We start from the raw sequence: 12,225 nt of genomic DNA, 5'->3' as shown, positions 1-12,225 counted from the left end.
AACAAATGGCAGAAATTATTGTACCAGAACTGGGAGAATCGATCTCAGAAGCAACGATTACGAAGTGGTTCGTGAAGGAAGGCGACGCAGTCAATCAGGGCGACGTGCTTCTGGAGCTTGAAACGGATAAAGTAAACGTGGAAATTAGCGCGGAAAGCAGCGGCACTGTAGCCAGCATTGCCAAGCAAGAAGGAGACGTCGTTCTCGTAGGCGAAGCAATCGGCTCCATCGGCGAGGGAGCCGCAGGAGCTCCTGCGGCGACGGCTGCTCCGGCGCCTGAAGCGCCGAAGGCTGAAGCTCCTGCTGCTGTATCAGCACCGGCGGCTGTAGCAACAGCTCCTGCACCGGCACCGTCCGTTGCACCGTCATCGGTGAACGCTTCGCCGGCAGCGCGCAAGCTCGCTCGCGAGCAAGGCGTAGACTTGTCGCAGGTACAGGGCAAGGACGGCATGGGCCGCGTCTACGCTGACGATGTGCGTACTGCTGCTGCGCCAGCGCCGCAAGCTCCGAAAGCTGCGCCGGCACCGGCAGCTCCTGCAGCAAGCCAGTCCGACAATAGCGGCAAGCCGGTCGATCGCAAGCGGATGTCTCGCCGCCGGGCGACAATCGCTAACCGTCTGGTAGAGGCGCAGCGTACAGCAGCTATGCTGACGACGTTCAACGAAGTGGATATGACGGCAATTCTGGATCTGCGCAAGCGCCGCAAGCAAGCCTTCTTCGACAAGAACGAAGTCAATCTCGGCTTCATGTCCTTCTTCACGAAGGCGGTAGTCGGCGCACTGAAGCAATTCCCTCTGCTGAATGCGGAGATCGATGGTGAAGATATCGTCGTGAAGAAGTTCTACGATATTGGCATTGCGGTAGCAGCGAAGGAAGGTCTCGTCGTACCGGTCGTACGCGATGCGGATCGCCTTAGCTTCGCGGAGATTGAGCGCAATATCGGCGAGCTGGCGAAGAAAGCTCGTTCCAACACGCTTGCAATTAACGAACTGCAGGGCGGCAGCTTCACGATTACCAATGGCGGCGTATTCGGCTCCTTGCTGTCGACGCCTATCCTGAATACGCCTCAAGTCGGCATTCTGGGCATGCACAAGATTCAAGTGCGTCCGGTTGCGATCGACGACGAGCGTATGGAGAACCGTCCTATGATGTACCTTGCTTTATCTTACGACCATCGTATCGTAGACGGCAGCGAAGCTGTGCGTTTCCTGGTTACGGTGAAGGAACTGCTGGAAGATCCGGAGCAGCTTCTGCTTCAAGGTTAATCCAATATTTTATAGATGTATTCGAAACCGCTCTGCCGCTTGCCGGCAGAGCGGTTTTTGCACTGTATAGAGTTTATAAATTTCGAGTTGATTACCTAAATGACCTCGGTTGGAGAGATTATTCTCAATTGAGCAAAATAATTCGAAATATGCAAAATCTGTTTCATGCCGTCCGCTCTGAAAAACTTTATGATGATAGAAGTTCATAAAGAGAGGGGAGAGCGGATATGGCAGCTGCAAGAGGAAATGTAATCGGTATCAAAAAACGGGCAAGCTGGACTTCCGTCGACGAAGCGCTTGCCGGCTATCTGTTCGTCCTTCCGATGCTGATTGGCATTACGGTTCTGACAATTATACCTATCTTAGCAGCGATAGCAATCAGCTTTACCGACTGGAATTTCATAAGCGGCTTTTCCAATGTGAATTTTGTAGGCATAGAGCACTTCGCACGCTTGCTCGAAGACGAGAAGTTCATGAAGTCGCTGTTGAACAATTTGCTGCTTCTGATCGCTGTTCCCGTCACGATGGCCTTATCGCTGCTTATCGCGGTCGTCATCAACAAGCAGGTATATTTCAAGGATTTATTCAAGGTTATTTATTTCATGCCTTATATCTCCAGCGTAGTGGCGATCTCCATCGTGTGGCAGCTGTTGTTCCATCCATCGCACGGACCGATCAATTCGTTTCTGATGGGCATAGGCATTCACAATCCGCCGCGTTGGATGGCTGATCCCGACTTTGCATTAATCTCTATCATGCTCATTATGATCTGGATCTCGATCGGGTTCAATCTGGTCATCTATATGGCCGGACTGCAGAACATCCCGAGAGACCTCTATGAAGCAGCCAGTATTGACGGAGCGAATGCACTCGTTCAGTTCCGCAAAATAACGCTGCCGATGCTGTCGCCGACCTCCTTCTTCCTGCTAGTGACTGGAGTAATAGCGACGTTCAAAGTATTCGATCTCATTATGGTGCTGACCGGCGGTGGACCAGCATATTCCACTTCTGTCATCAATTATTATATTTATGAGGTCGCGTTCGAAGATTTGAAATCCGGCTATGCTTCTGCGATGTCCCTCGTCTTGCTGCTGTGCGTGCTTGCTGTGACGCTGCTGCAATGGATCGGTCAGAAGCGTTGGGTGAATTACTGACGGGAGGTGCGCGCATATGCCGATAACTATAAAGAAAACAATAATGACGGTAATAATGGCTGTATTCGGCCTCGTGTTTCTGCTTCCGTTCGTGTGGATGCTGTCCGCATCGCTCAAGTCGGAACTGGAAGTATTCCAGTATCCCATCCAATGGATTCCGGAAGCGTTCCGCTGGAGCAATTATAGTGAAGTGTGGAACGGCGATCATCCCTTCACCCAATATTATTGGAATTCCATTAAAGTGTCCGCAGCGACTACCGTGCTGTCGGTAACGATCTCGTGCCTGGCTGCCTACGGCTTCACGAAGATGCGGTTTCCTGGCCGGGATCTTCTGTTCATAATCGTGCTTGTGACGTACATGATACCGCCTCAAGCGATTTTGGTGCCGCAGTTTATAATGTACAAGTTTCTGGGCTTGTTCGACAGCCACCTGGGCCTTGTGCTGTTGAACAGCTTTAGCGTACTCGGCACATTTTTATTGCGGCAGTTTTTTCTGAGCGTGCATAACGAGTTCATGGAGTCAGCCAAGATGGACGGCGCCGGACACTTTCGCATCTTTCGGAGCATCGCGCTTCCGCTCGTCTTGCCGGCAATTGCGACATACGGAATATTAAGGTTCATCTGGACGTGGAACGATTATCAAGGTCCGCTGATCTTCCTTCGATCGGATCTGTTATTTACGATCCAATTGGGCATTCGCAAATTTGCGGATGTGAACGGGGAATTCTACAGCTTGATTATGGCCGGGGCGGTATCCGCCATCCTTCCGCTGCTTCTTATCTTCATCGTGGGCCAGAGGTTCATTATGGAAGGGATTGCGGCAGGCGGAGTGAAAGGGTAATAAAAGAATAAGGGGAGGCAGATGAAGATGAAAAAGTGGTTCATTGGCGTATTGGCAATGGTGATGCTTGTTAGCGTGGCGGCAGGCTGCAGCTCGGTGACGGGCAACGGTAGTGATGATGTTAACGGCAACGGAGGCAAAGAGGGACAGTCATCCACAGGCAAGGAAAGCGAGAAGGGGCAGGTCACGATTAAACTTCATCATTGGTATAACGACAAGCAGGATCATTGGGATGAGGTGATCGCCGCATTCGAAGAGGAGTTCCCGCATATTCGGGTGGAGTCCGTCACAGCGGGGGACAACAATTCCAACGAAATGCTGAAGAAGGTAGATCTTGCGGCCGCATCCGGCGACGGAATGGATATAATCATGGTCAACAATCACGAGAACTATGCGCAGCGTGTCGGGCTTGGCATGTTCGAGCCGCTCAACGCCTACATGGAGAAGGAATCGCTGAATTACGAGGAAGTATACAAGGTAGGAACAGACATTGAAGGCCAGTACTATGCATTGCCCGGGAAATTCAATCAATTTTTCATCATGATCAACAAGGATAAGCTGGATAAGGCCAATCTGCCTATTCCGACGGATTGGACATGGGATGACTACCTGGCTTATGCCAAAGCAATGACGGAAGGAGAGGGCGCCTCCAAGCAATACGGAACGTACTTCCATTCCTGGAGCGATTATGTGAAGCTGGCATTGTTCAGCCAGCCGCAGAACAGCAATCTTGTGAAGGATGACGGAGAGTCGTCCAATGGCGACAATCCTCTGCTGCGCAAGTCACTGGAGATCAGGCATCAGGCTCAGGAGGTTGACGGATCGGCGACGCCATATATGGATGTCATTACCCAGAAGCTTAATTACCGGACGCAATACTTCGGCCAATCGGCCGCTATGATTATGACGGGCAGCTGGATGGTTCCGGAAGCGGGCGGCACGGACAAAATTCCGGCCGAATTCCAAACGGTGTTCGCTCCCTATCCGAAAAACAATGAGAGCGATAAGCTATACACGCGAGTCAGCTCCGACCTGATGGCCATATACGCCAAGTCGAAGCATAAAGATGAGGCATACCAGTTCATACGCTGGTACACGACCGAAGGCATTACCATGCAAGGCAAGTATCTTCCATCGTGGAAACAAGCCGACATGAAACAGGTGGTGGACACCTTGGTGAACAGCAGCAAAAATCCGGAGATGGTTCACAAGGAGTCGCTCATTAGTGTGCTTGAAAACGCCATCCCAGCGCCAATATCCGCCCCGGTGCCCTTCATTGGGGAAGTAGAGAAGGCTTATCTGGAGGAGACCGATAAATTCCTGCTTGGTGAGCAGGATATCGATACGACGCTTGAGCAAGCGCAGGAAAAAATAGAAAAAATTATAAAAGCCAATACGAATTGAATGGATTGGTGTTGGCGGCGGCTGGATGAGGTCTTCTAAATGAAGACCTCTCTTGTGCATTCCCGACATCTGCGTATAAGATGAGAGCAGGATGTGAAAAGAGGGATCACCATGAATCGAAGCAAGATGGTCTGGCCAGCTTTATCGTTCAGGCAGAAGCTTGTCGTCATTTGGATTGCCGGCTTTATTGCGAGCTCGGCTTTCAACCTGATATATACAAGCTATTCCACCCACCGCATGATGAAGGAGCAAGCTCTGGCAGGTGCAGAGGATACACTTCAAATCGCAGATGCCTTCCTCTCCAGCCTAATGCACGAAATGATAGGCGCAATGAACAGCATGCAATTCGACCCGGGAGTCATCACGTCGCTTAATCAGAGCAGGCTTGATGCGATGACAGCTGACGCTGTCCTGTATTTGAACAATAAATTCGACGGCATGTCTCGCACGATAACGAATATGCACATCGAGCTGCTGTTCCGTGACGAAAGCTACTACTTCTCCACGAACAGCTCCAAGGAAATGGATACAGCCTATCTCAATCGTCAGTTATGGATGGACGAGTTGGATAAGCTGTCCGTGTTCGAGACGTTATGGGTCGGAATGATTCCTAGTTATTACAAAAATGATGATGATATGCTGTTGTCGCTAGCCCGCAGACTGACGGATTATAACGGCAATACGACGGGCTATCTGGTCGTGAGCGTTCAGGAGCGAATCATAGCTGGTATACTGGCGGGAGAGGATTCGAGCCGCAACATGATGCTGATCGATAGCGGCGGGACGCTTATCTTCCATCCCGATTTTTCTCTTATCGGCTCGGTGCTGCCGGAATATGAGCTGCTGTCGTCAGCGGGGGATGCATCCGTTGCGGACGTAAACGGCAAGGAATTGCTCGTTGTGAAGCGGAAGCTGGAATATGCGGACTGGAGCCTGATCAGTCTAATGTCCTATCGGGAAGCGATTAGCGGGATGAATCGGGTGTATACGATTAACATTTTGATTCAATCTGCATTTTTGACCGCTTTCATTATGCTCATGGTCTATTTTGTGGCACAATTTACGAAGCCGTTGAAGAGGCTTGCCAGTATTGTCGCTTCCATTAAGACGGGGAATCTGTCGGTCCGTACCAACATCCGCCGCGACGACGAGATCGGCCAGCTGAGCTTGTCCATGGATTTGATGCTGGACCGGATTCAAGGCATGATCGGGCAGATCACCTACGAGCAGGCGATGAAGCGGAAGGCGGAGCTGGAGGCGCTGCAATCGCAGATCAAGCCGCATTTTTTGTTCAACATATTGAATGCCATACGGGTGAAGGTGCTGCAACGCGGCGATGGAGGCAATGCGGAATTAGTTGGAGCGCTCTCCTTGCTGCTTAGAAATATATATCGCAACAATGAATGGATTACACTGCATGAGGAAGTCGAATTGGTAAGCGAATATGTGAAGCTGATGAATGCGATGCGCAAGCATGCGGTCAAGCTCCGTATTGAGCTGCCATCGGATACGATGCTGACGGAGGTGCCGAGATTCGTGCTGCAGCCGTTCATTGAGAACGCCTGCATTCATGGCTTGCCTCATAAGCACGGAGAGGTGAAGGTTGCAGCCAGACTGAATGGCAATCGCATTACCATCACAGTGGAAGATACCGGCAAGGGCATGGCTGAGAGCGCCCTTCTGGAACTGCGGCAGCGTATCGGCAGCGGACCGTCGTTGTCTTCTTCCGGAGGGATGTTCGGCATCGGCATGAGCAATGTGCGCGACCGGATGACATTAATGTATGGGGACGACTTCCATATGGACATTGCTAGCGGGAAGGACCTGGGTATGACGGTGAACTTGACATTTCCGGTGGAAGCGAAGGAGGCAGCGGGATGAAGGTGATGCTTGTAGACGACAATTATTCCATGCTGGAGTTCATGCAGGCAAGCGTGCCTTGGGAAGAGATGGGGCTTCAACTGACAGGACTTTGCGAGAGTTCGCAAGAAGCGATCGAGCTGTCACGGCATCGCGCACCGGATATTCTGATTACCGACATCGGCATGCCGCATATGAACGGACTGGAACTTATCGCCCATCTGAAGGGGATCAATCCGGCGCTGAAGTCGATTATCGTGTCGTGCCACGATGAGTTCGAATTCGCGCAACAGGCGGTGCGCTTGTATGTATCGGAGTATCTGCTGAAGGAGACGCTGCAGCCTGAGGCGCTGATGCAAGCGGTATCCAGGCTGATGGCCGAGGTCCGGGAGGAGGAGCGGGAGAAGAGCAAGACTGTGCAATTCCAGTTCATGATCGATCAGAACAAGGCGGCATTAAAGAAACGCTGGCTGGAGACGACACTGCACAACCCGGTTGTGAACGAATGGGAATGGGAAGAGACGGCGGTCATGTTCGGACTCCACTTCGGGGATCAGTCCTATATGCCTGTACTGGGTTATGTGCTGGATGCGGAGATGACGCTTGATCGCTTCAAGTCGACGGATACACTCATGTATGCGATTGAGAATGTCGCAAGCGAGCTGTTCGAAGCAGCAGCAGGAGCAGGTGTGACTTGCATCTGCTGCCATGACAGCGAGCTGCTATTGCTGTTCTCCTGCAGGAAGTCCTTAAAGGTGAATGTGTATGACAATGTGCGAAGCGGGCTGCAGAAGCTGATGGGGGCAATAGCATCTGTGCTGAAAGTGGACATATCCTTCATCATGACAGAGCCTGTGCGGGGGAGGGAGGCGTTCCGAAGCGCAGCCACTGCTTGTATAAAGACGAGACTGCATCGCTTCTATACGCCGGAAGCAGGGATCTACGCTCTGAATGATTTCCGCTATAGCTTCTCCGGGAGAGACTTGTTCGCGCATTATGGCGAAGCGCTTCACGCCTGCAAGGGAGCCATTGCCGCAGAATCAGAGGCGGAGTTGCAGGCGTGCGTAGCAGAGTGGAGCGGTTATATCAAGCGTGAGAAGTTCCATCCGGATAGTGTCAGAAGCTGGATGCACCAGCTCTCGCTGGATATTGAGCTGAAGTACAAGTCCATCCATCAGTTTCAAGCGAAATATGCGTTGGAGCTTGTCCATCAAGAGCTGCACAGCTTACAGCATATCGGACAGCTTGAAGCTTATTGGCTCAGGTTCCTGCAGCACAAATCCGCCTTGATGGGCCAGATCCGCCATACCTCGCAGAAGAGAGAGGTACTGGCCGCTCAGCAATATGTAGAGTGTAACATGCATCGAAAAATCGGGATGGAGGAAGCTGCGAAGCATCTTTCCTTAAGTCCCAGCCACTTCAGCCGCATATTCAAGAAGGAGACGGACGAGACATTTATCGAATTCGTCATTCGCATGAAGATGGAGCGGGCCGCGGAATATTTGTTGAAGACGGATAAGACGGTCGATGCGATTGCCGACTCGCTCGGTTACGACAATGTCAGCTATTTCATCAAGCTGTTCAAAGGCTACAGTGGCATGCCACCACTGGCCTATCGCAATACGCAATAGAAAAAGGGACAACCTCCGAGGGTTGTCCCTTATTCAATCACGGATTTATGGCCGGCTGACGGCTCGCTTGGAATTTGATGCTCTCTTCGGTATTGCTCAGGAGTATTGCCGGTATGAGTCTTGAAGGCTCGGCTGAAGTGGGATGGGTGCTTGAAGCCAACCTCATAGCCGATGTCTGTAATGGATTGTCCGCTTTCGATCAGCGCCAGCTTCGCCTGATACACTCTGCGGTGCATCAAGTATTGGAAGATGGTCGTGCCCGTCACTTCCTTGAATGTTTTGGCCAAGTAAAACTTGCTCAAGTGCAGCTCTCTCCCGATATGGTCCAGCGACAAATCGTACTTGTAGCGGCTCTCCACATAGGAGATGATGGACTGTACATGCTGTTCCTTGGAGGATGGAAAGGTGACGGCCTCCTGCATCGGCTTCTGGCACAGCTCGTGGATGAAGATGACCAAATCCAGCAGTCTTGCCTGAAAGCGTTGTCGCGAAACGGGAGATTGTTGCTTATATAGAGCAATAAGCTTGGCGAACGCCTCTTCTATTTCCTGCCGATCCTCCGCGCACAGATGAAGTCTTACGTTCTGGAGCTTCTTGAACGGCGCCAGCAGGTCCGGTGCGTAGCTGGGCTGGATGAACTGCTGGAAGTAATAGGGATCGAAATGCAGTATCGTCCGATGATACGCGACGCTGGGGTCCACATGCGCCTTATGAAGCGTCATTCCATGCATGAGCACCAGATTGCCGGGCTCCAGCACATGAATGCGGTCGTTAATCAGGTAATTGGCTTTGCCGCCATGGAAATAGTAGATTTCATAATGGAAATGCGTATGGTAATTAATTTGGGCATTGTAGTCAGAAGTGGTGCTAATTGTGAATGGTTCGGGAATTTGGTACTCGACACTCATCGTTTCCCCTCCTTGCTTCTACTCCCATTATACAACAACCTCAGTCAAATAAAAGATGAATTAAGATAACACTGATGAAGCCGCCCCTGTCATCCCATGTTACGATACTTCTAAGTGAAAGTGCTTACTGGGATAATCAGAATGAGGAATAGAAGGGTATAAAAAGGAGCGATCACGATGACGAAGGTTGTACGATTGGGCATTATCGGACTGGGCAATATGGGCAAGGGGCATCTGCGCTATCTATTGAATCAAGAAGTGAAAGGCGTTGAGGTGACGGCGGTCAGCGACAATGCGGAGGCCGGACGGGAATGGGCGAAGGAAAATCTGAGCGATGCTGTGCGGATCTTCAACGACCCTATCGCGCTGATGGATTCCGGCACGGTAGACGGCATATTGATCGCCACACCGCATTACTCCCATCCGGAGCTTGCAATTGCCGGCTTCGAGAGAGGGCTTCATGTGCTTCTGGAGAAGCCGGCAGGCGTGCATACGAAGCATGTGCGCGAGATGAACGACGCCGCAGCCAGAGCCGGACAAGACTTGAAGTTCAGCATGATGTACAACCAGCGGACCAATCCGCTCTACCGGAAGCTGAAGGATCTGATCCAGAGCGGCGAGCTGGGCGAGGTGAAGCGGACGAACTGGATTATTACGAACTGGTATCGTTCGCAAAGCTATTACGACTCCGGCACATGGCGCGCTACATGGGGGGGAGAAGGCGGCGGCGTACTCATTAATCAGGACCCCCACCAGCTTGACCTGTGGCAGTGGACGATCGGCATGATGCCTACACGCGTGCGAGCATTCTGCTATTTCGGCAAACATCGGAACATTGAGGTGGAAGACGATGTAACAGCGTTCGTGGAGTACGAGAACGGGGCGACCGGCGTATTCGTGACGACGACGGGAGAAGCGCCGGGGACGAACAGGCTGGAGATTAGCGGCGACCGCGGCAAGATTGTCATTGAAGACGGCAAGCTGACATTCTGGCGGCTGCGCGTATCGGAGTCGGAGTTCAACGCAACGTTCGAGGGCAGCTTCGGCGCTCCGGAATGCTGGAAGTGCGACATTCCGATCAACGGCGATTACCCTGACCATAAGGGCATCACTCAGAACTGGGTCAATGCGATTTTGAATGGGGAGGAACTGATCGCTCCAGGAGAAGAAGGCATTAAAGGGCTGATGCTGTCGAACGCTATGCTGCTGTCCACCTGGACGGACAATTGGGTGGATCTGCCGATTGACGAGGAGTTGTTCTATACGCATCTGCAGAAGCAAATCGAGCTGTCGGAAGCGAAGAAGGGAGTGGCGCAGTCATGAGCAAGGGAGATGGAATGAACTACGCTCCTAAGGGAAAGCCCAGCGCAGTTGTGGCACCGGGCGAATTCGCCTTTGCGGCGACGAATCTGGACCACGGTCATATCTACGGTATGTGCAACGGCTTGATTGAAGCTGGCGCGGAGCTGAAATGGGTCTATGATGCCAATCCGGCGCAAGTGGACGCATTCCTGAAGCATTTCCCCGACGTTCCGGTAGCAGAGTCTCTGGAGCAAATTCTGGATGATGCGGAAGTGCAGCTCGTTGCGGCGGCAGCTGTGCCGAACCTGCGCGGACCGTTGGGCGTTAAGGTTATGCGGAGCGGGAAGCATTACTTCACGGACAAGACGCCGTTCACGACGCTGGAGCAGCTGGAGGAAGCGCAGACAGCCGCCAGGGAGACGGGCAAGAAGTACGCCGTGTACTACAGCGAGCGGCTTCACGTGGAGAGCGCGGTCTTCGCAGGCGAGCTTATCGAGCAAGGGGCGATCGGCCGCGTCGTGCAAGTGATCGGGCTGGGACCGCACCGATTGAATGCGCCCGCTCGTCCAGCGTGGTTTTTCGAGAAGGAGAAGTATGGGGGCATTCTGTGCGACATCGGCTCTCACCAAATAGAGCAATTCCTCCACTTCACGGGCAATAAGAATGCGACGGTTGTCAGCAGCAAGGTGGCGAACTATGCGAACAAGGATTACCCGGAGCTTGAGGACTTCGGCGATATGACGCTGATTGGTGAGAATGGCGCGACGGGCTACTTCCGCGTCGACTGGCTGACTCCGAACGGACTTGGCACTTGGGGCGATGGCCGGACAATCATTATGGGGACGGAAGGTTATATCGAGCTGCGCAAGTATATTGACGTAGCCAGAGGCAAGGAGGGCGACCAGCTGTTCCTGGTGAACGGGGAGAAGGAGCAGCATATGTCGCTGCACGGCAAGGTTGGTTATCCGTTCTTCGGCCAGCTCATATTGGACTGCCTGAACGATACGGAGCTTGCGATGACGCAGGAGCATGCGTTCAAGGCGGCGGAGCTGTGCATGGTCGCTCAGCGTGACGCGGTGCGAGTGGAAGGCTAGGACAGAGGCACATATACGCAATAGTGAAGGAAGTAAAGTACGTCCCGACAAGGGTGGCCAAGCCATTCGTTGTCGGGACGTTTGTTTTACTACATAAAATAATACCAAACATGGAATGCGTTCTCTCATCCTACACTGGAGCATCGAATAGCTTCGCTTGCGAATGAAGCAGAAGGAGGTACTGGGGCTGCAGGCGATGTGACCTCGGTTGGGGTTGGAGGTAGGAAAGTAGGTGAACGACGGGCTTCAGGCGATGTGACCTTGGTTGGTTGTTTGTGGCATACGCACGAAGGCGGGAAAGGCTGGTTTGAGCAGCTGTAGTGTATGTGGCATACGCACGAAGGCGGGAAAGGCTGGTTTGAGCAGCTGTAGTGTATGTGGCATACGCTCGAGGGCGGGAAGGTTAGTTTGAGCAGCTGTAGTGTATGTGGCATACGCACGAAGGCGGGAAAGGCTAGTTTGAGCAGCTGTAGTGTATGTGGCATACGCACGAAGGCGGGAAAGGCTAGTTTGAGCAGCTGTAGTGTATGTGGCATACGCACGAAGGCGGGAAAGGCTGGTTTGAGCAGCTATAGTGTATGTGGCATACGCACGAAGGCGGGAAAGGCTGGTTTGAGCAGCTGTAGTGTATGTGGCATACGCACGAAGGCGGGAAAGGCTAGTTTGAGCAGCTGTAGTGTATGTGGCATACGCACGAAGGCGGGAAAGGCTGGTTTGAGTAACTATAGTGTATGTGGCATACGCACGAAGGCGGGAAAGGCTGGTT

9 protein-coding genes are annotated in these 12,225 nt (G+C 52.4%); 8 read left to right on the top strand and 1 reads right to left on the bottom strand.

The features are described from left to right. The first annotated feature begins 5 nt into the window (after window positions 1–5). The 6 genes from odhB (at window position 6) to M6D81_RS20740 (ending at window position 8,155) form a co-directional block, all read left to right on the top strand. On the top strand, window positions 6–1,265 hold the full coding sequence (gene odhB, locus M6D81_RS20765) for a 2-oxoglutarate dehydrogenase complex dihydrolipoyllysine-residue succinyltransferase (RefSeq protein WP_262678943.1): 1,260 nt from the start codon (window positions 6–8) through the stop codon (window positions 1,263–1,265). A 227-nt stretch (window positions 1,266–1,492) separates the two neighbouring features. Further along, complete coding sequence (locus tag M6D81_RS20760) at window positions 1,493–2,419, top strand: carbohydrate ABC transporter permease (RefSeq protein WP_262678942.1); 927 nt, start codon at window positions 1,493–1,495, stop codon at window positions 2,417–2,419. A 16-nt stretch (window positions 2,420–2,435) separates the two neighbouring features. Further along, window positions 2,436–3,260 carry a carbohydrate ABC transporter permease gene (locus tag M6D81_RS20755; protein WP_262678941.1) on the top strand — a complete coding sequence of 275 codons (825 nt, stop codon included), beginning with the start codon at window positions 2,436–2,438 and terminating at the stop codon, window positions 3,258–3,260. A gap of 27 nt (window positions 3,261–3,287) precedes the next feature. Continuing rightward, on the top strand, window positions 3,288–4,664 hold the full coding sequence (locus M6D81_RS20750) for an ABC transporter substrate-binding protein (protein WP_262678940.1): 1,377 nt from the start codon (window positions 3,288–3,290) through the stop codon (window positions 4,662–4,664). 111 nt (window positions 4,665–4,775) lie between these two features. After that, a complete protein-coding gene (locus M6D81_RS20745; RefSeq protein ID WP_262678939.1) occupies window positions 4,776–6,545 on the top strand; it encodes a sensor histidine kinase in 1,770 nt (589 codons plus the stop codon). Continuing rightward, window positions 6,542–8,155, top strand: coding sequence for a helix-turn-helix domain-containing protein (locus M6D81_RS20740; RefSeq protein WP_262678938.1), 1,614 nt, complete (start codon window positions 6,542–6,544; stop codon window positions 8,153–8,155). Before M6D81_RS20745 ends, M6D81_RS20740 begins: the two co-directional genes overlap by 4 nt. 29 nt (window positions 8,156–8,184) lie before the next feature. On the opposite strand, the gene M6D81_RS20735 is transcribed toward M6D81_RS20740, so the two are convergent. Further along, window positions 8,185–9,063: a helix-turn-helix transcriptional regulator gene (locus M6D81_RS20735; protein WP_262678937.1), complete on the bottom strand. Its 879-nt coding sequence runs from the start codon at window positions 9,061–9,063 to the stop codon at window positions 8,185–8,187. A gap of 177 nt (window positions 9,064–9,240) precedes the next feature. Here M6D81_RS20735 and M6D81_RS20730 point away from each other — a divergent pair, with 177 nt between their 5' ends. Both M6D81_RS20730 and M6D81_RS20725 read left to right on the top strand, forming a co-directional pair. Beyond that, the gene (locus M6D81_RS20730; RefSeq protein ID WP_262678936.1) at window positions 9,241–10,386 is read left to right on the top strand and encodes a Gfo/Idh/MocA family protein; all 1,146 of its coding nucleotides are present in this window, start codon (window positions 9,241–9,243) and stop codon (window positions 10,384–10,386) included. Continuing rightward, window positions 10,383–11,459: a Gfo/Idh/MocA family protein gene (locus tag M6D81_RS20725; protein WP_262678935.1), complete on the top strand. Its 1,077-nt coding sequence runs from the start codon at window positions 10,383–10,385 to the stop codon at window positions 11,457–11,459. The genes M6D81_RS20730 and M6D81_RS20725 overlap by 4 nt, the downstream gene beginning before the upstream one ends. Window positions 11,460–12,225: the final 766 nt, after the last annotated feature.

Origin of the sequence: Paenibacillus sp. J5C2022 (assembly GCF_025567625.1) — a bacterium.
In the GTDB taxonomy this organism is placed as follows: domain Bacteria; phylum Bacillota; class Bacilli; order Paenibacillales; family Paenibacillaceae; genus Pristimantibacillus.
Note: the sequence above shows the minus strand (reverse complement) of the source record. Positions and strands in the feature narration are given on the sequence as shown.